Here is a 21,137-nt window from a genome sequence, read left to right on the forward strand (position 1 = left end):
AGCGCCGGTTCATGTGACAAACGCGACCTCATCGCCGCCTATCGGAAACTTCGCCACCATGTATATCGCCACCCTGCTGACCGCCCCCGCAACAGCCGCACTCGATACCGCGCTGATCGAGTCGCTCCGCAATGCCTGGGGCGGGGGGGATGTGACCTGGCTCAGCCCGGATGAGGCGGCCGAGTTTCCCTTGAGCGCTATGCCGGACAATCAATGGCGGGTTTGGGAGGATCTGCAGAAGATGTCAGTCGATCTGGTTCTGCAGCGCGCCGAGGGGCGCCGCAAGAAGATGCTGCTGGCCGACATGGACAGCACCATGATCCAGCAGGAATGTATCGATGAACTGGCCGATGAGGCCGGGTTTGGTGAACGGGTCAGCACGATCACCGCACGTGCAATGAATGGCGAGCTGGATTTCGAAGGCGCGCTGATCGAACGCGTGGGCCTGCTGCGCGGGCTGGCGGAGACGGTGATCGATAAGGTTCTGGCCGAACGGATCACGCTGATGCCCGGTGGCGCGGCTCTGGTGTCTACAATGCGGGCCAATGGCGGTTATTGCGCGCTGGTCTCGGGCGGCTTCACCGCCTTCACGCGCTCGGTCGCAGCACAGCTGGGGTTTGACGAGAACCGCGCCAATACGCTGCTGGCCGAGGATGGCGCGTTGACCGGCGATGTCGCGCGACCGATTCTGGGCCGCGAAGCCAAGGTCGAAGCACTGGAACAGATCAGCGCGCGGCTGGGCATTGCCGAAGCGGATGTGTTGGCGGTGGGCGACGGGGCAAACGATCTGGGCATGCTGCACCGCGCCGGAACCGGGGTTGCGCTGCATGCCAAGCCGTCTGTTGCCGCGCAATGTGATGTGCGGATCAATCACGGCGATCTGACCGCTCTGCTCTATCTGCAGGGTTACACGCGCGGTGACTTTGCCACCTGATCAGAACAGGTCGAACCGCACCGGATTCTGCGCCCAATAGACTTTGGCGGCCAGCAACAAACGCTCGGTCGGGTCCTGCGTGGCGGCGAATGGCACCGGCACGCCATTTGCCGCGCTCACCCGCTCCAACGCGGCCTGCGTGGCGGGCCCGGCCTGACCATCAACACCTACCGGCTCGCCCAATTGGTTGAGCAAGGTCTGCAGGGCCCGGTCGATATCGCTGCGCGAGAGCGTGCCCAGATTTTCCCGCGCCAAAGCGGCAGGTTCCTCATTGGCCAGCAGCGAGGCCTTGGCCGCGCGTATCCCGGCCTCAGCCGCACTGACGCCCTGAGCGCGCCCATTCAGGATGATGATCGCACCGTTTGCGCCACCCCAGGCATCCCCGCGCGCCAGCGCGATGTCATACCAGCCCAGCGCATCATTGCCGGTCTTGCCCGGCACCTGATCATTCAGGATCATCCGCGCGATATTTGAGGGCGCAGTTGGATGTCCACCATCGGAGGCGGCGGTGAACCATTCCAGTGCCTTCGCGGGGTCCGTAGGACTTCCATCCAGACCATAGAGTGACACGAAACCCAGATTATCATAGCCGTAGATATCGTCGCGCAGCTGCGAGGCGGTCAGATAGCGCATACCGCGCTCGGGGATATAGTGATCAGTATCCTTGGTCAGGAAGTAATAGCCCAGTTCGTTCATCGAGAAAGTATGGCCCAGCTCAACCGACCGCTCTAGCAGCTCGAAGCCGCGTTGGCGCTCGGCCTCTGTTGCCCCATTGCGCATCAGGCGCTTGCCCAGCGTGTGCATGGCATAGGGATCCTGCTCAGCGATTGCCTCTTCCAGCAAGGCTCGTGCTTTGTCAGGATCATAGGGGATCTTGACCACGTCGCGGTCGATCTGCTCGGAGTTCAGCAGGACCGAAAGCCCATGTTTGGCTCTGATATGCCCAGCATCTGCTGCAGCCTGAAAATTCTCGTGCGCTTCTTCCAACTGCTTGGCGCTTTGTTGCAGCCGCGCCAGTTGATAGCGGTATCTCGCATTATTCGGATTGGCCCGCACTGAAGCTTCGCAGGTCGCCAGCCCCTCGATCAGGTCCAGATCGTTGGGCAGGCGATAGATACCGACCCCGTTCAGGTCCAACGCATCGCCCGCCGCCAGATCGCAGGGATCGTAGGTGAGCGTTAGGGCCACATCGATGCGAACCGGCGGGCCTGATGCGGGAGCGACCTCAAGGCTGAATGCATCGTTTTTGCTGGTCTCGGTCACATCGAGCGCGCGCATGTCTGTGATTTCCGGCGCATAACCGACGATACCGCCGGTTTCCTCATCATTGAGCGACACCAGCCCATTTGCAGGTGGTGCAAGCAGCGCTGCAGAAGTGATCTCCTGCCCGAGTTCCGCGCGAATGGCGTCATCAAGCGGGATCAACCGATTGAAGGTTTCGTTTAGGTTAAGCGACACCACAGGCGCAGTGCCTGTGTCGGCCACAGGCGCCTCGATCTGTGCCTGCGCCAGATGGAACGGGCGAACCAGCGTCGAGCTTTCCCAAGGCACCTGCACCCCGCCTGTCGCAGTATGAACCTGTTCGCGGATCAACGGGAAAAGTTGTAGAATGTTCTCTGTAGGAGCGCTGCGCGCTGCCTTAAGTACAGCCGCCGTATAGGGGCTGTTGCCGCCCTCGGCCCCGTCCATCGCCAGTTCACCCGGCGAGGTGGAATAAGCGACCAGCGAATTCAGCGGCGTACGGAATACCTCAAACCCGGCACCGGTCTCGAAGAGGTTCGCATCCAGATCGGCGGCCAGTCGCAGGTTCTGGAACGGATTGTCGCGGCAGGAATCGAGAATTGCCACATGGGCGGAACCGCGCGCGGCAAGGGTGTCGATCACCCGGTCCAGCGTCATCGTCTCTAGCGGCAAATCGTAGACATTTTCGAATTTGGCATCCACAGGCAGCAGATAGTTTCGCCGCCCGATTTGGATGCCATGACCCGCATAATAGAACACCACATCCGCGCCTTGCGGGATGTTGAGTACAGCAGTGCGCAGAAGTTGTTCAAAGTCGCGCTTTTTCAGGTCATAGCCATCAAAGACCTTGAACCGGAACTCGCGCAGCATCGCAGCCATATCGCGGGCATCTTTGGCGGCATTGCCCAGATCCACGACATTCTCGTAGTCCTGATTGCCGATCACGATGGCGACACGCTGGCCGCCCCCGGCCAGGCGCAATCCGCGCGCGCCCTGCGCACGCGCTGCGCCGGACAAGCCGACGCCAAAGGCGCCGGTCGCCGCAAGCGAGGCCATCAGGCGAAGGCAATCCCGTTTACTCAGATTCATCGGTCCGTCCTCGATCAGCCCCAGCCGCCGCCTCCACCGCCGCCTCCACCGCCGCCGCCTCCACCGCCGCCACCGCCGCCGCCACCGCGCTCATCTCCAGAGAGGGGCCTTCTTTTTGGCTCTTCAGGTTCGGGTTCAGCCACTGCCGGAACGCTGGCCGTAGCGCGCGTTGCTTGTGGTGTCGAGGTCGGCGCGGGTGTCGTTGCGACCGGTTCGGGGGTCGTTGTTGTTGTCGTGGTGGTCTGCCCAGACCAGGGCGGCGTGCAGCCGGCCACAATTACCGTAACTCCAAAAGCGACAGGGATCAGGGTCCTGACCATCACAAATTCTCCTAATATTCTCTTTAAAACGTGATCTGTGGTGAAACTCTAGCGGCTTGAACTTTGCCCTGTCTATGAACTTTGCCACATTGGATTCCCGGCGCAGGTCCAGATATAGACCCTTCGATCATTAACATTTACGTTAATTAGCACTTGTGTTAACAATCACCCATGACCGCTGTTTTGAAAGCCTTCTCTGCCCTGTCCGATCAGACCCGCATGTCGATCGTCGAACAGCTCATGGCCGAAGGCGAGCTGGCCGCCGGGGAATTGATCGAAGGGCGCGGCATGTCGGGTGCGGCCATTTCGCGGCACCTCAAGGTGCTGCGCGAGGCCGGGCTGATCCGCCAGCGCGTGCAGGGAACCCACCGGCTTTATACCGTCGACGGTCAGGGTCTGCGCGCGATTGCCGACTGGACGATTTCCAAACGCGCGTTCTGGGAGGCCAGCCTGGACCGGCTGGATGCCGCCATCATCGAAGAGGACCAAACATGAGCGAGTTGCGGCTGGAACGCCATTACCCAATCAGCGCCGAAAAGCTGTTTGCCTGGGTCAGCGATCCGGACAAGTTATTGAAATGGTGGGGTCCCGAGGGGTTGCACGTACCCGAGCATGATCTGGATTTCACCCGCAAGGGGCCGTGGTACTCGGTCATGGTGAATGACGAGGGGCAGCGCTACAAGGTATCGGGCCATGTCACCCATGTCGATCCGCCGAAAACGGTGGGCTTCACCTGGGGCTGGCATAATGACGCGGACGCACGCGGGGCCGAAAGCCATGTGACCCTCACCGTGGAAGGCACCGAAGAGGGCGCGCGGCTGATCCTTGATCATCGCGAGCTAAGCGATGCCGATGTCGCAGCCAACCACGAAAAGGGCTGGACCTCGTCGCTGCGTAAACTCGACGCACAGTTTCAATAAGCACCAAAAAGGAGGATTTCAGTATGCCACAGTTTATCTTTGCCTATCACGGCGGAAGCCGCCCCGAGGACCCCGCCGAAGTCGAAAAAACCATGGCCGCCTGGGGCGCGTGGTTCGAGAAAATGGGCCCCTCTTTGGAAATTCCCGGCGCGCCGGTCGGCATGTCGAAAACCGTCAGCGCCGCGGGAGTCGCCGATGACGGGGGCGCGAATCCGATCTCTGGCTACACCGTGATCAAGGCTGATTCGATTGAAGCGGCCACCGAAATGGCAAAGGGCTGCCCGATGGTCGTCGACGGATCAGGCAGCGTTGAAGTGGCGGAAGTCATCGAGATGTAAGCCCGCCACCAGGCGCGCGGCGGATCAGATAAACCCTTCGGCCGGAGCGATGCGGCCGCATTCGATACCGCGTCGACTGTGGAGCAGCGGCGTCATGAATTTGCGCGTCGCCGGGTGGTCAGGGTCGAGAACGCCCAGGCTGACCAAGATGGCCGCAATGGCGCATTCGCTGGCGCGGGTGGTGCCATCCATGATTTTGAGCGCGACGCCCATGCGCTTTTCCGGCAGGATCGCGACAAACACGGCCTCGGCCCCGGTCTTAATGGCCGCCATGCCACCGGCGGCGCGCATCAGCTCGGTGCAAGCACGGCGTTCACCCGCCACCAGTTCGGGATGCTGCATCATCGCTTTGGTCAATTCGAGTGCCGCAACGCTTTGACGATCCGCGCGGCCGGCAGCCGAGGCAAACCACGCCATGGCCCGCGCAAGACCGGTGAGCGAGGTGACGAAATTGGGCGCCGAACAACCGTCGATCCCGTGCCCGGGGCTGGCCTCGCCGGTGACCTCTTCGAAGGCGGCCAGGCAAGCCTGCTGTACCGGGTGGTCCATCGCGACATAATCGGGGCCTGCCCCCATATGCTGCGTCAGGGTCAGGAACCCCGCATGTTTGCCGGAGCAATTGTTATGCACCTGACAGGGCGTTTCATAGGCGCGGATCAGCGCCTCGCGGGCATCGCGGTCCTCCGGCACTTGCGGGCCACAGCGGAAGTCGTCATCACTTAGCCCAAGGTGACCCAGCCAGGCATTGACCCGCTCGGTATGAATCGCCGCGCCCTTGTGCGAGGCGCAGGCCAGTGCCAGATGCTCTGATCCCAGCCCGTATTTCGCCGCCGCTCCGGACGTGATCAGCGGCAGCGCCTGGACCATCTTGCAGGAAGAGCGTGGAAAGATCACCGCATTCGGGTCGCCCCAGCTGCGCACGATCTGACCGCTATCGTCGCAAATCACGGCATGTCCCAGATGCACGCTTTCCAGAAACGTATTCCGCCAGACCTCGGTCATCGCTACGGGTCGTGTCATGAAAAACCTCTCGAAATTCTGCGCGATTTCCTGCCAATCGCTCTTTCACCCGTGGTAGAACATGCGATAATGTGACTATGTCGGCAAGCGTCGGCTGTGCGGTCAAGATGCGCCTTAAAGGTGCGCAGGCACTCTGATTTTGAGGTAGAGACAGTCTAGGAGTCTGGACAGATGGGAACGAAACTGGCGCGTATCGTGGCAGGCATGTGTCTGGCCGGTCTGGCAACCACCGCAAATGCGCAAACATCGGAAAGCTCGAACCGGGTCGCGGTGCAAACCGCCTGGAGCGTGTTTGTTGAGAATGATCCGACCGAGTGCTGGATCGTGGCCGCACCCGAAGAGACGGTGAACACCCGTGGCGGTCGTGTCGTGGCCGTGCGGCGCAGCGATATCCTGTTATTTGTGTTCTTTCGACCCAAGGCGGGCGTAAAGGGGCAGGTCACCTTTACTGGCGGCTATCCTTTTGCGCCGGGATCCACGGTGAATCTAAATGTCGGCGGCTCCGAATATGAGCTGTTCACAGAGGGCGAATGGGCCTGGCCCGCGACGGCTTCGGATGACACCAAGATCGTGACCGCGATGAAGCGCGGCGCGCAGGCGGTTCTGACCGCCCGGTCGGCGCGGGGTACTCAGACAAAGGATACGTTCTCACTACAGGGCTTCACCGCCGGCATCGAAGACGCTGAGAAGCGCTGCGCCGAGTGATCATCCAGTCTCGCTGAACATGCGGCGTACGCGCTGATCTATTGCACGGCAGATGTTCTATATTTGTTCTATTGCCTGTGCTAAGATCAGCGACATGCAACTGTCACTGCTCCCTGACTAACGCGCGCGATGTCTTCTGTTGGTGGATAAGCGTCTGCGCCATCACCATGGCCCACCGCCAAAGCACCTCTTGCTCGACCCTGTCTCGCAGCTAGTGATGGCGATGATCGGTGGTTTGACGCACGGAGACGTTTCCCTGGGATGCTACACGCGATTGCGGGATCACATCCGCTGTTGGGAGGATTTGCGCGACGCTCCGGTCGCTGAAATCCACGAACTGATCCGTTCGGTTGAGATACCCGAAAAGAAAGCGCCCAGGCTAAAGGCAGCCCTGCAATTCGTGAGTGCAAGCCAGGGTAGCCTGTCGCTCGACTTTCTGGGTGAGATGCCAGCCGATGCGGCAATCATCCGGTTGGAGAAATTGGATGGCATTGGGCGCAAAACCTCTGCTGCGGTCCTGAAATTCAGCACACTGCGCAAAGCCGTTCTGCTCGTTGATACACATCTCCTGCGTGTCGCCGCACGTCTGGGGCTGATCAGCCGCAAGGCCAGCATCGAGAAAGCCTATGATACCCTGATGCCTCTGCTGCCCGGCCAATGGGAGGCCGATGACATGGACAACCATCACCAACTGATAAAACTGCATGGTCAGACACTCTGCCGACCTGCAGTTCCGAAATGCGGATGCTGTCCGGTTCGCGAAGTCTGCAGTTGTTTCCGCAGCGCTCGCCGGTCCCGCTCAGGCTCAAGACCTATTCAATCTGACCGACCAGTTGCACCGCTTCGGCATCCAAGGCTTGCCTGAGTCGGTACATGCGCCACCTGTTGCGGCGACATATTCGCTCGCCAAAGGGCACGTCCGCAGGCGGACCTGGACGGGACCGCCCCCATGTGCCGGAGTAGCGAAGTGCAGCACAACAAACACGATTCCTTTTGATCTTGCCGCGTGTTCCTATATAGAGGCGCATCTTACGCACAAACCCGAGCCTCGCCATGACCGCCAAAGCGCCGATTACCCAGGACGTGATGACCATCCCCCGCAAGCTGCCGGAGGGGAGGGTCAACCTTGTCGGCCTAACTCGGGACCAGCTGCGCGAGACGCTGATCGAACATGGCACGCCGGAAAAGCAAGCCAAGATGCGGACCGGTCAGATCTGGCAGTGGATCTATCAATGGGGCGTGCGCGATTTCGACGCGATGACCAACCTCGCGAAAGCCTATCGTGCGCAACTGGCTGAAAACTTCGTGATCGAAACGCCTGAGGTCATCACCCGGCAGGTATCCGAGGATGGCACGCGCAAATACCTCGTCCGGATCGCGGGCGGGCATGAGGTCGAGGTTGTCTATATCCCCGAAGAGGATCGCGGCACGCTTTGTATCTCGTCTCAGGTGGGCTGCACGCTGACCTGTTCCTTCTGCCATACCGGCACCCAGAAGCTGGTGCGCAACCTGACGGCAGCAGAAGTTGTCGGCCAGATTATGATGGCGCGCGACGATCTTAACGAATGGCCGACACCCGGCGCGCCCAAGGATGAAACGCGCCTACTGTCCAACATCGTGCTGATGGGTATGGGTGAGCCGCTTTACAATTTCGACAATGTCCGCGACGCGATGAAGATCGCGATGGACCCCGAAGGCATCTCGCTCAGCCGCCGCCGCATCACATTGTCCACCAGCGGCGTGGTTCCCGAGATCGCCCGTACCGCCGAAGAGATCGGCTGCCTGCTGGCGATCTCGTTCCATGCCACCACGGATGAGACCCGCGATTTGCTGGTCCCGATCAACAAGCGTTGGAATATCGAGGAATTGCTGCAGGCGCTGGCGAGCTATCCCAAAGCGTCCAACTCGGAACGTATCACATTCGAATATGTGATGCTGGACGGGGTGAATGACAGCGATGCGGATGCCCATCGCCTGATTGATCATATCAAGCGCCACAATATTCCGGCCAAGATCAACCTGATCCCGTTCAATGAATGGCCTGGCGCGCCCTACAAACGCAGTTCCAACAACCGCATCCGAGCCTTCGCCAATATCATCTATCAGGCCGGATATGCCTCGCCCATCCGCAAGACACGGGGCGAGGATATTATGGCAGCCTGCGGTCAGTTGAAATCGGCCACCGAGCGCGCCCGCAAATCGCGTAAGCAGATCGAGGTCGAGGCTGGTCTACGCCGCTGAGACCGCGCAACTATTTGGTGAATGCCGCGCCGGAATGCGTTATCCGTGAAGGTGATTTGACCCGAAATTGCGCTTCAAGGAGCTTTTGCCATGACCCGACGCCTTCTGCTTGCCGCCGCCATCCTGATCAGCAATGCGGTGGGGCTGTTGTTGGCCACGCTGCTTCTGGAAGGGTTTTCGGTCGGGCCGCTGTCGCTGCTGATCGTTGTGGTGATCTTCACCGTCATTCAGGTTATCGCCGATCCGCTGGTCACCAAGATCAGCGAAAAGAACCTGCCTGCACTCAAGGGCGGGGTTGCGCTGGTGGTGATTTTCTTTGGTCTGATCATCACCAATCTGATCGTCAGCGGCTTTCAGATCGGCGGTATCGCCAATTTGCTGGCTGCGACCCTGTTGGTCTGGCTCGGCTCGCTGATCGCCAACATCCTGATTCCGATGTTTGTGTTCAAGGAACTGCAAGCGCCCACCAAGACCAAATAGGTTAATTGGGGCAATCTTGGAAACGAACTGTCCAGGTTGCCCGCAAAACACCCTATTTCCGGTAAATTCCAGCCCAGATCACCGTGCAGTGTCATCCTCGTTCAAAAAGGTAACGAGGGTGAGATGATGACTTTTGGCGAGGCCAACGGGGCTGTGATTGATGCGAGCATGCTGGACATGATCCAGCGGGAAAAGGACCTGGCGCTGAGCGCGCGGGAATGGGAATTCCGCCTGGCGGGGATGGGATATGCGATCAAGGCCATGCGCGGCAAGCAGGTGCTGACCAAGCTGCCGCAGGGCACGGTCGTGGGCATTCTGCCTGAAAACCTGCACTGACCGGCTAGACCGCCACCACGGCGGCGCCGCTCAGGACATCGATATTGCGCCCGCCCACCGCGGGATCGGTATTGGCCCGCATATGCGTAACCATGTCGCGCACGCGGTTCCAGGCACCTTCATCGGGATAGATCACGACAACCATGCCTTCGCTGTCTGAGGTGCGGACAAGATAGCCGCCCACGGCCCCCATCGCCTTGAGCTGAGTCAGGTTGTCCCGCGCACTTTTCTCCAGCGCGGCCGCGTCATGCCCTTCTTCATATTGCCATGTCGAGACGGTCACATAGGCCATCACTCCCTCCCTTCGGTCGGTTCTGCGCCGAGTGTAGCACGAATCGATCCGGCTTTGGCCGGGGTAGGGCCTACATGGCCGATCCCAGCCACAGGCCATGGCTGGATCGATGGCTCAGAGGATGCCGGGCAGGTTCAGCCCGTGCTCACGCGCACAGGTCTTGGCAATATCATAGCCCGCATCCGCATGTCGCCAGACGCCCGATGCCGGGTCGTTCCACAGCACCCGCTCCAGCCGCTTTGCCGCCTCAGGCGTACCATCGGCACAGATGACCACGCCCGCATGCTGGCTGAACCCCATACCGACGCCACCGCCATGATGCAGCGAGACCCATGTGGCGCCCGAAGCAGTGTTGATCAGCGCGTTCAGCAGCGGCCAGTCGCTGACCGCGTCCGAGCCATCCAGCATCGCCTCGGTCTCGCGGTTGGGGGACGCGACAGAGCCTGAATCCAGATGGTCGCGCCCGATCACAATCGGCGCTTTGAGCTCACCGCTCGCCACCATTTCGTTGAAGGCGAGCCCGGCGCGGTGCCGGTCGCCGAGCCCAATCCAGCAGATGCGGGCGGGCAGGCCCTGAAACGCGATACGCTCCTGCGCCATGTCCAGCCAGTTATGCAGATGAGTGTTCTCGGGGAACAACTCCTTCATCTTGGCGTCGGTCTTGTAGATATCCTCGGGATCGCCTGACAGCGCGCACCAGCGGAAAGGGCCAATGCCTTTGCAGAAAAGCGGACGGATATAGGCGGGGACAAAACCGGGAAAGGCAAAGGCGTTTTCCAGCCCCTCATCCTGCGCCACCTGCCGAATGTTGTTGCCATAATCCAGCGTCGGCACTCCCGCGTTCCAGAAATCCACCATCGCCTGCACATGCACGCGCATGCTGGCACAGGCGGCCTTTTCCACCAATTTAGGGTCTGTTTCGCGCTTCTCGCGCCAGTCCGCCAGCGACCAGCCCTGCGGCAGGTAGCCGTTGATCGGATCATGAGCGCTGGTCTGGTCGGTGACGATGTCGGGGCGGAGGCCACCCGCCTGCATGCTGGCGTAGATCTCGGGAAAGATATCGGCCGCATTGCCCAAGAGTCCCACGGATTTCGCCTCACCTGCCTTGGTCCAGCGCGCGATCATCTCAAGCGCTTCATCGAGCGTGTCGGCGCGTTCATCGACATATTTGGTGCGTAGGCGAAAATCGATCCGGTCCGGGTCACATTCCACCGCCAGACAACAAGCCCCTGCAAAGACGGCGGCCAGCGGCTGCGCCCCGCCCATACCGCCCAGCCCCCCGGTCAGAATCCACTTGCCGGTCAGATCACCGCCGTAATGCTGCCGCCCGGCCTCGGCAAAGGTCTCGTAGGTTCCCTGCACGATGCCCTGGGTGCCGATATAGATCCATGACCCGGCGGTCATCTGGCCGTACATCATCAGGCCCTTCTTATCGAGTTCGTTGAAATGATCCCAGGTGGCCCAATGTGGCACTAAATTCGAGTTTGCGATCAATACGCGTGGCGCATCGGCATGGGTGCGGATCACCGCAACCGGCTTGCCGGACTGCACGATCAGGGTTTCCTCCGCCTCCAACTGCTTGAGGCTGGCGCAGATCAGATCGAAATCCTTCCATGTCCGCGCCGCTCGCCCGATGCCGCCATAAACCACCAATTCATGGGGGCTTTCGGCCACATCCGGGTGCAGGTTGTTCATCAGCATTCTCAGCGGCGCTTCGGTCTGCCAGCTTTTGGCGTTCAGTTCGGGCCCGGTCGGCGGAAAGACATCGCGGATGTTGTGGCGGGGATCGGTCATGCGGGGCTCCAGTTCTTGAGCGTTGTGAGTATCTCGGCCAGCGGTCGGCGCAATCTGTCCACCTTGTCCTGCGCCCAGGTCCAGGGCGCGGCCTCGGCCATGTAGGTGGATTGCGCCAGTTCCATCTGGATCGCGTGCAGGCCCTCTTTGGGGCGTCCGTTGTGACGTGTGGTCCAGCCGCCCTTGAAGCGGCCATTGACCACATGGCTGTAACCGTCGGCGTTGGCGCAGATTTGCTGCACATACTGTTCCAGCTCTGGCGCGCAGGTGGTTCTTTCATTCGTACCAATATTGAAATCGGGCAATGTGCCGTCGAACAGGAACGGGATATGCGATCGGATCGAGTGACAATCATAGAGGATGGTAAAGCCATGCACCGCACGCAGACGCTCCAATTCTGTCGTCAGGGCGTCGTGATAGGGCGCGTGGAACGCCTCGCTGCGGCGGGCGATCTCCTCGGCGTCGGGTTCCATTCCCGCGCGGTAGATCGGGGCACCGTCGAAATCGGTCAGCGCACACAGAGACGTGGTGTTTTGTCCTGGATAGAGACTGATATCCGCCGGATCACGGTTAACATCAATCACGTAGCGATGGATCGGCGTTCGCACCGTAGTGATGTCCGCGACCAGCCCGTCATAGAGGCGGTCGATATGCCAGTCGGTATCCGCCATTGCTTGTCCGGTGGCGTTAAGGCGGGACAGGATCTCTCCCGGAATCTGCGTCCCGGTATGGGGCAGGCCCAGCACCAGCGGGCTGTCGCCGCGCGCCACCTCGATCATGACGGCACCTCCAGCTGCGCCACCTGTTCGAGGTCGCCGGATCGGACCATGGCCGCCGCCGCCTCGATATCGGGCGCGAGATAGCGGTCCTGTTCCAGCGCGGGCACGGAGCGGCGCAGATGCTCGATCACCGCCTGCAATCGATGCGATGTGGCCAGCGGCGCGCGTGCCTCGATCCCCTGCGCGGCGCAGAGCAGTTCGACCCCGAGGATCACAGACAGGTTCTGGCACATCCGCTCCAGCCGCAGCGCGCCATGGGCGGCCATCGATACGTGATCTTCCTGATTGGCTGAGGTTGGGGTGGAGTCGGTCACGCAGGGATTGGCCAGATGTTTGTTCTCGCTCATCAGCGCCGCGGTCGTCACTTCGGCGATCATGAAGCCCGAGTTCAACCCCGGATCGGGGGTCAGGAAAGGCGGCAGATCGAAGCTGAGCGTCGGGTCAACCATCAGCGCAACGCGGCGCTGGGCAATGGCGCCGATCTCGGCCAGCGCCAGCGCGATCTGATCGGCGGCAAAGCCCACATATTCAGCGTGAAAATTGCCGCCTGACACGATGCGTCCGGCCTCAACAAGCACCAGCGGATTATCCGTGACCGCATTGGCCTCGACCTCAAGCGTGCGGGCCGCCATGCGCAGCACATCCAGCGCCGCGCCGACAACCTGCGGCTGGCAGCGGATGCAATAGGGGTCCTGCACGCGGTGATCGCCCTTGCGGTGGCTTTCGCGGATCTCGGACCCCTCCATCAGCGCCCGCATGCCCCGCGCCACGTCGATCTGGCCCGCGTGGCCGCGCAAGTCGTGGATCTCGGGTACCAGCGGCGCGGTTGAGCCCATGATGGCATCGGTGGTCAGCGAGGCGATCACCATCGAGGCGCGCGCCATCCGCAACCCGTCAAACAAGCCTGCCAGCGCGCAGGCGGTCGAAAACTGGGTGCCGTTGATCAACCCCAGCCCGGCCTTGGGACCCAGCGCAACAGGTTCCAGCCCGGCACGCGACAGCGCCTCCGCCGCGGGCATGCGCTGGCCGTCATGGAAGGCCTCGCCCGCCCCGATCATCACCGCCGCCATATGCGCCAGCGGCGCCAGGTCGCCCGACGCACCGACCGAGCCCTGCGACGGTACAACCGGGATCACGCCTCGCGCCAGCATCGCCTCGATCTGTTCGATCACCGCCCAGGTCACGCCGGACGCACCCCGCCCCAGCGACAGGAGTTTCAGCACCATCATCAGGCGGGTTTTGTCCGGTGCCAGCGGCTCGCCCACGCCACAGCAATGAGACAGGATCAGGTTGCGCTGCAGATGGGCGGTGTCCTCGGGGGCGATGCGGGTCGAGGCCAGCTTGCCGAAGCCGGTATTGATGCCATAGACCGCCTCTGATCCGGCAGCGGCCTGCGCCACCATACCGGCAGCGGCATCAACCGCCAGTTTCGCGGCCCGATCCAGTTTTACCGGGCCCCCGTCCCGATAGAGCGCTTCCAATGTGGCGAGCGTGGCCGTGCCCGGCGTCAGCACGATCATGGGCGACCTGCGAGGATACGAGCGTGAAGCGGGTTGAAACCGATGCGATAGGACAGCTCTGCCGGTGTTTCAACATTCCAGACCGCCAGATCGGCGCGCAGACCCGGCGCGATCCGTCCGCGATCCGACAGGCCCAGCGCCTGCGCGGCATTGCTTGTAACACCCGCCAGTGACTCTTCGGGCGTCATGCGGAACAGGGTGCAGCCCATATTCAGGGCCAGCAGCAGCGACGTTATTGGGGATGAGCCCGGATTGCAATCCGTCGCCAGAGCCATCGGTACATGATGCGCGCGGAGTGCCTCGATAGGCGGTTGCTGCGTCTCGCGCAGTGTATAAAACGCCCCCGGCAGGATCACCGCAACTGTCCCCGAGGCCGCCATGGCGCGTGCATCCGCCTCATTCGCGTATTCCAGATGGTCCGCCGACAGGGCCTTGTATCGCGTCGCCAATTGCGTGCCGCCGAGATGAGACAACTGCTCCGCATGCAGCTTGACCGGCAGTCCAAGCTCTGCCGCGACGCGGAACACCCGTTCGATCTGATCGGTGTCAAAGGCGATATTTTCGCAAAACCCGTCTACCGCATCGACCAGGCCTTCATTCTGTGCGGCGCGCAGCGTCGGGATGCAGACCTCGTCGATATAGGCGTCGCTGCGCCCCTTATATTCAGGCGGCGTGGCGTGGGCGCCCAGAAAGCTGGTTCTGATGGTGACTGGTCGCTGATGTTCCAGCGCGCGGGCGGCGCGCAACATGTTCAACTCGGTCTCGCGATCCAACCCGTAGCCGGATTTGACCTCGATTGTGGTCGCGCCTTCGGCGATCAGCGCATCGAGCCGAGGTAGCGCCTGCGCAATCAACGCATCCAGCGAGGCCCTTCGTGTGTCGCTCACGGTCGAGATGATACCACCCCCGGCGCGCGCGACCTCTTCATAGCTGGCCCCGTTCAGGCGCATCTCGAACTCGCGGGCGCGATCGCCGCCAAAAACCAGATGGGTGTGGCAATCGATCAAGCCGGGCGTAACAAGCCGACCACCGAGTTCGTCGCGAGGCCAAGCGGCATAATCCTCGGGCAGGTCCACCACGGCCCCTGTCCACGCGATCCTGTCCCCCTCTATCGCGATCGCCGCCTCATGGATCAGGCCATAAAGGGCGTCGCCTGCACTCATCGTTGCGGCATGAAGACCGGTCAGGATGCGCTTGTTGATCACGGAATCTCTCTAGGAATGGTTGCACGATATAAAGTATGCGGATAAAGTTATTATGTCTAGTCATAATTGAGAATCCGAATGCAGGCAATTTTTGCTCAACATGCTTTGTTAGGATCTACTTGGCGCCAGCACGTGCGGGTCTGCGTTGAAGACATGCACATCCAAGCGATTGAGGTCCAAACGACACCTCAGCCCGGTGACGTGCAGGTCGACACGCTGTTGCCCGCGCTGGCGAACCTGCATTCGCACAGCTTCCAACGCGCCATGGCGGGCATGACCGAGACGCGCGCAGCGGGTCGCGACAGTTTCTGGACCTGGCGCGAAATGATGTACCGCTTCGTTACCCACCTTACGCCCGAAGACTACGAGGCCATCGCAGCGCTTGTCTTTCTGGAGATGCAAGAGACAGGCTATGCCTCGGTCGGCGAGTTTCACTATGTCCACCACCAGCCCGACGGTACGCCCTATGATGCGGTCAGCGAGTTGAGCCAGCGCGTCTTTGCCGCCGCCGCGCAAACCGGGATCGGGCTGACGCATCTGCCGGTGCTCTACAGCTACGGGGGCCCACAACGGGCGGAGCTTGGGGCGGGTCAGAAGCGGTTTGGCAATGATGTTGGGGCCTATCTCGATCTGGTGGCCGAGGCGCGTCAAGCCAGCCGGGCGCTGCCTGCGGACACCCGCGTCGGGATCGCCCCGCATTCACTGCGGGCGACCTGCCCCGAGGATCTGACAGAACTTCTCGCGGGTCGCGAGACCCGGTCGATCCACATCCACATCGCCGAACAACTCAAAGAAGTCGAGGATATCAGGCTCTGGCTAGGGGAAACGCCGGTCGCCTGGCTGCTGCAGAATGCGCCCGTGGATGACACATGGTGCCTGATCCATGCCACCCACATGACCGAGGCGGAAACCGTCGATTTGGCGCATTCCGGCGCCGTTGCGGGGCTTTGCCCGATCACCGAGGCCAATCTGGGGGATGGTCCGTTCAACGGCCCGGCCTATGTGCAGTCCGGCGGGCGGTTCGGCATCGGGTCAGATTCGAATGTCTGCATCTCGCTGACCGAGGAGTTACGGGCGCTGGAGTATTCCCAGCGCATACGGGACCACAGCCGCAACGTGATGGTGCCGGGTGAAGGCTCGGTCGGTGCGCACCTCTACCTGTCGGCAGCGACAGGCGGGGTGCAGGCGCTGAGCCGCGACAGTGGCGAGATCAGGATCGGCAAGCTCGCCGATCTGGTCGCCATCGACCGGACCGACCCGGCCTTGCTGGCGCTGAATGACGCACAGCTTCTGGATGGGCTGTGTTTTGCCGCAAAAGATCGGGTTGTCACCGACCTCTGGTCCGCGGGACGGCATCAGGTGCGCGCGGGGCGGCATGTCGCCCGTGATGCGATCCTGGCCAACTACAAGGCCGCCATAGCGAGGCTGGTCGACGTGATTTGACCCGTCAGCCCCTCCCTATCCCTAAAATATGAGCATATCGGAGTTATGATCGGATGGCAGAATGACGGACCGCAAAACCATCAGTTTTCAAGACGTCCGGGACGAGGTCATGGCCCGTATTCAATCCCGCACCTGGCCGCAGGGCACCGTGCTGCCGACCGAGATCGAACTGGCGGCTGAGTTTGGCTGTGCACGCGCCACCGTCAACCGAGCCCTGCGCGAGCTGGCCGAGCGCGGCATCGTCGACCGGAAGCGCAAAAGCGGCACGCGCGTCGCTTTGCGCCCCACCAAACAGGCCAAGCTGGAAATTGCCGTCGTCCGTCAGACCGTCGAAGAGATGAACGCCACCTACCGCTATTCTCTGGTCAGCCGAAACCTGATGGCTTGCCCGCCCTGGCTGCAGGCCAAGATCGGGCTGACCAATGCCGGGCAGGTTATGCACCTGTGCTGCATGCATTTCGCCGATGACCGACCCTTCCAGTTCGAGGAACGCTGGATCAACGTCCATGCCGTGCCCCATGTTGTCGAGGCAGACTTTCTCACAATGGGTCCGAATGAATGGCTATTGGCAGAGATTCCGTTTTCGGATGCCGAGGTGTCATTTTCTGCCGTGGCTGCAAGCGCAACGCTAGGCGAGTTCCTTGCCGTGCCCTCCGGTGCGCCGCTGTTTCAGATGGAGCGGACGACCTGGTTAAGCGCCGAGCCGGTGACATTTGTGCGCATGACCTTTCATCAGGGCTATCAGATGCGCACGCGCTACTGACTCTTCGTCCTTTGAAGACTTACTCCGGCGCGCCGATCACCAATTGGACCGGGTCCAGGCCATCAATCCCGCCCTCGATCCGGTCGCCCGGCTGTACCGCCCCGACCCCGGCAGGTGTTCCTGTCAGCACCAGATCGCCGGGCCGCAGGTGATAGAAACCGGACAGGTGCTGCACGATTTCAACGGTGCTCCAGACCATCTCGCCAAGTGTCGCATCCTGTCGCACGTCACCATTTACCGAGAGATGGATTCTGCTGCCCGCCTGTGGCTGCCAGTCTGTCGCCCGGCGCAAGGGCGCAAAGACCGCAGAATTCTCGACATCCTTGCCGAGGTCCCAGGGCCGTTGTTTCTGCCGCTCGCGGATCTGCAGATCGCGACGGGTCATGTCGAGCGCGCAGCAATAACCGAAAATGGCCGCCTGAGCGGCTTCGGTATTGCCACGAAACACCTCGGCCCCGATCGCCAGGGTCAGCTCCATCTCGTGGTGATAGTCATCGGTGCCGGGTGGATATGGAGCGGTCGTGCCGCTGAGCGTGGCGTTGGCGGGGGATTTGGTGAAGTAGAACGGCGCCTCGCGATCAACGCTATTGCCCATTTCAGCGGCATGGGCCTAGTAAATCCGGCCAACACAAAAAATTTGCCCCACGGGATAACCGCGCGAATCGCCCGATACGGGTATTACGGGATTGGGTTTGGTCTCGAAGAGGTTTTCTATGTCGCTCGGGCTCTGTTGCTCAGCTCGACTCTGGGTCATCAGAGTCGCCGGGTCCAGCAGAGAAATTGCTCCAAACCATCTGTTGCAAGGCGTATTTTTATGCTGCCGGGGCGAAGCATCCGGCCAAAATTCGGATTTCGCGCCATATTTTGCCAACAACCTGCAATTGCGTAGGCGCAATTCCGCTCATCGTGTGATATGATAGCGTGAATAAGTTTTTTGAACTTGCGAATTAGGTGATTCAGCGTCCAAAGGGGACCTCAAGCTAGCGCTATAGGCGCAAATGGGGCAGACATGATCAAGGTTATGGAAGACACGCCGTCGACACGGCTTCCGTCGCAACTGCGATGCGGCGGAGATGTGCGCGTGACTTCGCTGCAATCGGCCCTAGATACATTGAAGAAGGTCCGGGTATCTGCCGCAACAGGCAGTTGCTCCCGTGCGACGCGCCAGGTCAGTCACCGAGGCGTCGTGGCCGCAATTCAATTTGGTTACAGCGTCGGTTTTACCGGCGCACCACACCATTGTTCTGCAATTTCTGCAGGCAATTACATCAGAACGCTTCAAGGCGTCGGGGCATCGGATCTATCCCCCAGATCCCGCCCCATTCGTTTCCGGGATAATATTTCTGTTCCGGGCCACGCCTTGATGCTGCGGCAGGAGATGCCGGGCTTCTAGCCCGGTAGATTCCGCTGCGGGCCAGACACAGCAGCTACACCCGGTCTGGCCTACCCCGTCGGAGAGAACCCCCCTCCTCTCCGGCGGGGACCCCCCTAACAACTCAGCCGTTTTCGCGCAGGATATGACCGGCAAGATAGAGCGAGCCGCAAATCAGAATGCGGGCTTGTGGGTCCGCCCCGGTGATTGTCTGCAATGCTGCGGCAACATCCACGGAGGTTGAGGCACACATGCCGACAGAGCGTGCCGCATTGGCGGTGTCGGCTGCAGGCAGCGTGTTGGCCTCGCCCGGGATCGACACGGCGGTTAGGCTTTCGGCCTGCGCTGCCAGGGGGCGCAGATAACCGGTGACATCCTTGGTGTTGAGCATGCCGCAGATCATATGCGTAGGCCGTTTCGGCAACCTTGCGAGCAGGTCTGCCAACGCGCTGCCAGCGGCTGCATTGTGGCCGCCATCAAGCCAAAGCTCGGCCTCGGGCGCACTGTCGATCAGCGAGCCGGTCCTGAGCCGCTGCATACGCGCGGGCCATTCGGCCTGGGTCACTGCGGCCTCATAAGCGGCATCGCCCAGGTTCAGATGCCGCAGAACCGCCAGCGCGGCACCGGCATTCTGAATCTGATGCGCGCCCAGCAGGTTCGGCATCGGCAGATCGCGCAGCCCGGTTTCGTCCTGATAGATCAACCGTTCACGTTCTTCGTAGACGTGCCAGTGCTGACCAAAAGCCAGCAGCGGCGCGCCCAGCCGGGCGGCGGTGGCTTCGATCACCGCCATCGCCTCGTCGGGCTGTGGGCCAACAATGACCGGCACGCCGAGTTTGATGATCCCGGCCTTTTCGGCGGCGATCTTGGCGATCGTGTCGCCAAGAAACTGCTCATGATCGATCGAGATCGGTGTGATCACGCAGAGCGCCGGATGATCGATCACGTTGGTCGCATCCAGCCTGCCACCCAGACCCACCTCAAGCAGTGTGTAGTCCGCCTGAACGCGCGAGAACGCCAGCAGCCCGGCAATGGTCGTGATCTCGAAATAGGTGATCGAGGCACCGTCGTTGGCGGCATAACATTCATCCAGTACCGCTGTCAGATCGGCTTCGCTGATCAGACTACCGGCGAGCCGAATACGCTCGTGAAATCGCGCCAGATGCGGCGAGGTATAGGCATGCGCCCGCAGCCCGGCGCCTTCCAGCCCGGCGCGGATCATCGCAAGGGTCGAGCCCTTGCCATTGGTACCCGCGATATGGATGACCGGCGGCAAGCTGTCCTGCGGATTGTCCAGCGCGGCAAGCAAATGCCACACCCTGTCCAGTGTCAGGTCGATGATCTTGGGATGCAGCGCCATCATCCGGTCGAGGATGATGTCGGATTGTGCCGCGTTCATTTCTCGGCCGGTGCCTCTTCAGCAGGGTCTTTGGCGGTTTCGGCCACTGGCTCTGGCGCGGGCAGATCACCGCGTACCGCAGGCGGCTGGTTCATCAGCATCCGGGTGATGGTGATCAGTTCATCCCGCATCTCGGTCCGCTTCGTCACCCGGTCCAGCATGCCGTGATCCAGTAGGTATTCGGCGCGCTGGAAACCTTCGGGCAGTTTCTCGCGGATGGTCTGTTCGATCACGCGCGGCCCGGCGAAACAGATCAGCGCGTTCGGCTCCGAGATGTGGACATCCCCCAGCATCGCATAAGACGCGGTGACACCGCCGGTGGTCGGGTGGGTCAGAACCACGATATAGGGCAGGCCCGCCTCTTTCAGCATTTCGACCGCGACGGTGGTCCGCGGCATCTGCATCAGCGACAGGATACCTTCCTGCATGCGCGCGCCACCGGCGGCGGAAAACAGGATCAGCGGTCGCTTGAGCTTCACCGCTTCTTCGGCAGCAGCGATGATCGCGTTGCCCACATACATGCCCATGGACCCGCCCATGAACGAGAAATCCTGCGCGGTGGCGATGATCGGCGTGCGGCCAATCTCGCCATTGGCCACCAGCATCGCTTCTTTTTCGCCGGTCGCCTTCTGGGCGGCCTTCATGCGGTCGGGGTATTTCTTCTGATCGCGAAACTGCAGCGGATCGGCCTTGGGCTCGGGCACCGCGACTTCGGTAAAGACGCCGCCATCGAACAGCGCGTTGAACCGCTCACGCGGGGTGATCGCCATGTGGTGGCCGCAATTGGTGCAAACGTTCAGATTGTCGCTGAGCTCGCGATGGAACAGCATGGTTCCGCATTCGCTGCATTTATGCCAGAGGTTCTCGGGCATTTCCCGGCGGGAAAAGATGGAGTTTATCCGGGGCCGGACGTAGTTGGTGATCCAGTTCATTCAGGAACCTCTG

The 21,137-nt window shown here is 61.4% G+C and carries 22 protein-coding genes and 1 pseudogene; 12 read left to right on the forward strand and 11 right to left on the reverse strand.

Annotation, left to right across the window (positions count from 1 at the left end; all coding sequences use genetic code 11):
• Nucleotides 1-58: 58 nt before the first annotated feature.
• Nucleotides 59-934 carry a phosphoserine phosphatase SerB gene (gene serB / locus Q5Y75_RS22360; protein ID WP_306201728.1) on the forward strand — a complete coding sequence of 292 codons (876 nt, stop codon included), beginning with the start codon at nt 59-61 and terminating at the stop codon, nt 932-934.
• On the opposite strand, the gene Q5Y75_RS22365 is transcribed toward serB, so the two are convergent.
• Nucleotides 935-3,265: a caspase family protein gene (locus Q5Y75_RS22365; RefSeq protein ID WP_306201730.1), complete on the reverse strand. Its 2,331-nt coding sequence runs from the start codon at nt 3,263-3,265 to the stop codon at nt 935-937. It lies immediately after the preceding gene.
• Between the two features lie 14 nt (nt 3,266-3,279).
• A complete protein-coding gene (locus Q5Y75_RS22370) occupies nt 3,280-3,585 on the reverse strand; it encodes a hypothetical protein (protein ID WP_306201731.1) in 306 nt (101 codons plus the stop codon).
• A gap of 171 nt (nt 3,586-3,756) precedes the next feature.
• Between Q5Y75_RS22370 and Q5Y75_RS22375 the strand changes: the two genes are divergently transcribed.
• From Q5Y75_RS22375 to Q5Y75_RS22385, 3 genes are read left to right on the forward strand one after another with little or no spacing between them, the layout of a single operon-like run.
• The gene (locus tag Q5Y75_RS22375) at nt 3,757-4,080 is read left to right on the forward strand and encodes an ArsR/SmtB family transcription factor (RefSeq protein ID WP_306201733.1); all 324 of its coding nucleotides are present in this window, start codon (nt 3,757-3,759) and stop codon (nt 4,078-4,080) included.
• Nucleotides 4,077-4,505 carry an SRPBCC family protein gene (locus Q5Y75_RS22380; protein WP_306201735.1) on the forward strand — a complete coding sequence of 143 codons (429 nt, stop codon included), beginning with the start codon at nt 4,077-4,079 and terminating at the stop codon, nt 4,503-4,505. The genes Q5Y75_RS22375 and Q5Y75_RS22380 overlap by 4 nt, the downstream gene beginning before the upstream one ends.
• Nucleotides 4,506-4,528: 23 nt before the next feature.
• Nucleotides 4,529-4,843, forward strand: coding sequence for a YciI family protein (locus tag Q5Y75_RS22385; RefSeq protein ID WP_306201737.1), 315 nt, complete (start codon nt 4,529-4,531; stop codon nt 4,841-4,843).
• 24 nt (nt 4,844-4,867) lie between these two features.
• On the opposite strand, the gene Q5Y75_RS22390 is transcribed toward Q5Y75_RS22385, so the two are convergent.
• The gene (locus Q5Y75_RS22390) at nt 4,868-5,863 is read right to left on the reverse strand and encodes an asparaginase (RefSeq protein WP_306201739.1); all 996 of its coding nucleotides are present in this window, start codon (nt 5,861-5,863) and stop codon (nt 4,868-4,870) included.
• A gap of 171 nt (nt 5,864-6,034) precedes the next feature.
• Here Q5Y75_RS22390 and Q5Y75_RS22395 point away from each other — a divergent pair, with 171 nt between their 5' ends.
• The 5 genes from Q5Y75_RS22395 (at nt 6,035) to Q5Y75_RS22415 (ending at nt 9,625) form a co-directional block, all read left to right on the forward strand.
• Nucleotides 6,035-6,568, forward strand: a complete 534-nt coding sequence (locus tag Q5Y75_RS22395; RefSeq protein ID WP_306201741.1) for an invasion associated locus B family protein — start codon at nt 6,035-6,037, stop codon at nt 6,566-6,568.
• A gap of 223 nt (nt 6,569-6,791) precedes the next feature.
• Nucleotides 6,792-7,433 carry an endonuclease III domain-containing protein gene (locus Q5Y75_RS28570; RefSeq protein WP_371933298.1) on the forward strand — a complete coding sequence of 214 codons (642 nt, stop codon included), beginning with the start codon at nt 6,792-6,794 and terminating at the stop codon, nt 7,431-7,433.
• Between the two features lie 188 nt (nt 7,434-7,621).
• Nucleotides 7,622-8,809, forward strand: coding sequence for a dual-specificity RNA methyltransferase RlmN (rlmN, locus tag Q5Y75_RS22405; protein ID WP_306201745.1), 1,188 nt, complete (start codon nt 7,622-7,624; stop codon nt 8,807-8,809).
• Nucleotides 8,810-8,899: 90 nt separating this feature from the next.
• Nucleotides 8,900-9,289 (forward strand): phage holin family protein, encoded by a 390-nt coding sequence (locus tag Q5Y75_RS22410; protein WP_306201747.1) that lies wholly within the window; start codon nt 8,900-8,902, stop codon nt 9,287-9,289.
• A gap of 123 nt (nt 9,290-9,412) precedes the next feature.
• Nucleotides 9,413-9,625, forward strand: coding sequence for a hypothetical protein (locus Q5Y75_RS22415; protein ID WP_306201749.1), 213 nt, complete (start codon nt 9,413-9,415; stop codon nt 9,623-9,625).
• A 4-nt stretch (nt 9,626-9,629) separates the two neighbouring features.
• On the opposite strand, the gene Q5Y75_RS22420 is transcribed toward Q5Y75_RS22415, so the two are convergent.
• From Q5Y75_RS22420 to hutI, 5 genes are all read right to left on the reverse strand, one after another.
• Nucleotides 9,630-9,917, reverse strand: a complete 288-nt coding sequence (locus Q5Y75_RS22420) for a hypothetical protein (protein ID WP_306201750.1) — start codon at nt 9,915-9,917, stop codon at nt 9,630-9,632.
• A 114-nt stretch (nt 9,918-10,031) separates the two neighbouring features.
• A complete protein-coding gene (gene hutU, locus Q5Y75_RS22425) occupies nt 10,032-11,711 on the reverse strand; it encodes a urocanate hydratase (protein ID WP_306201752.1) in 1,680 nt (559 codons plus the stop codon).
• Nucleotides 11,708-12,490 carry an N-formylglutamate deformylase gene (gene hutG / locus Q5Y75_RS22430; protein ID WP_306201754.1) on the reverse strand — a complete coding sequence of 261 codons (783 nt, stop codon included), beginning with the start codon at nt 12,488-12,490 and terminating at the stop codon, nt 11,708-11,710. The genes hutU and hutG overlap by 4 nt, the downstream gene beginning before the upstream one ends.
• Complete coding sequence (hutH, locus tag Q5Y75_RS22435; RefSeq protein ID WP_306201755.1) at nt 12,487-14,010, reverse strand: histidine ammonia-lyase; 1,524 nt, start codon at nt 14,008-14,010, stop codon at nt 12,487-12,489. Before hutH ends, hutG begins: the two co-directional genes overlap by 4 nt.
• Nucleotides 14,007-15,173, reverse strand: a complete 1,167-nt coding sequence (gene hutI / locus Q5Y75_RS22440; protein ID WP_306201902.1) for an imidazolonepropionase — start codon at nt 15,171-15,173, stop codon at nt 14,007-14,009. Before hutI ends, hutH begins: the two co-directional genes overlap by 4 nt.
• A 120-nt stretch (nt 15,174-15,293) precedes the next feature.
• On the opposite strand from hutI, the gene Q5Y75_RS22445 reads away from it, so the two are divergent.
• Both Q5Y75_RS22445 and hutC read left to right on the forward strand, forming a co-directional pair.
• Nucleotides 15,294-16,658, forward strand: coding sequence for a formimidoylglutamate deiminase (locus tag Q5Y75_RS22445; protein ID WP_306201757.1), 1,365 nt, complete (start codon nt 15,294-15,296; stop codon nt 16,656-16,658).
• Between the two features lie 61 nt (nt 16,659-16,719).
• Entirely contained in the window at nt 16,720-17,421 is a 702-nt protein-coding gene (gene hutC / locus Q5Y75_RS22450) for a histidine utilization transcriptional repressor HutC (RefSeq protein ID WP_306201759.1), read from the forward strand.
• A gap of 19 nt (nt 17,422-17,440) precedes the next feature.
• Here the strand turns inward: hutC and Q5Y75_RS22455 are convergent.
• Nucleotides 17,441-18,175, reverse strand: a pseudogene (locus Q5Y75_RS22455) (fumarylacetoacetate hydrolase family protein).
• Nucleotides 18,176-18,430: 255 nt separating this feature from the next.
• On the opposite strand from Q5Y75_RS22455, the gene Q5Y75_RS22460 reads away from it, so the two are divergent.
• Nucleotides 18,431-18,814, forward strand: coding sequence for a hypothetical protein (locus Q5Y75_RS22460; protein ID WP_306201760.1), 384 nt, complete (start codon nt 18,431-18,433; stop codon nt 18,812-18,814).
• A 103-nt stretch (nt 18,815-18,917) separates the two neighbouring features.
• Here Q5Y75_RS22460 and Q5Y75_RS22465 read toward each other — a convergent pair whose 3' ends face one another.
• Together Q5Y75_RS22465 and accD are read right to left on the reverse strand one after the other, a co-directional pair.
• Complete coding sequence (locus Q5Y75_RS22465) at nt 18,918-20,192, reverse strand: bifunctional folylpolyglutamate synthase/dihydrofolate synthase (protein ID WP_306201762.1); 1,275 nt, start codon at nt 20,190-20,192, stop codon at nt 18,918-18,920.
• Nucleotides 20,189-21,124, reverse strand: coding sequence for an acetyl-CoA carboxylase, carboxyltransferase subunit beta (accD, locus tag Q5Y75_RS22470; RefSeq protein WP_306201764.1), 936 nt, complete (start codon nt 21,122-21,124; stop codon nt 20,189-20,191). Before accD ends, Q5Y75_RS22465 begins: the two co-directional genes overlap by 4 nt.
• Nucleotides 21,125-21,137: the final 13 nt, after the last annotated feature.

Origin of the sequence: Ruegeria discodermiae, assembly GCF_030758345.1 — a bacterium.
Classification (GTDB): domain Bacteria; phylum Pseudomonadota; class Alphaproteobacteria; order Rhodobacterales; family Rhodobacteraceae; genus Ruegeria_C.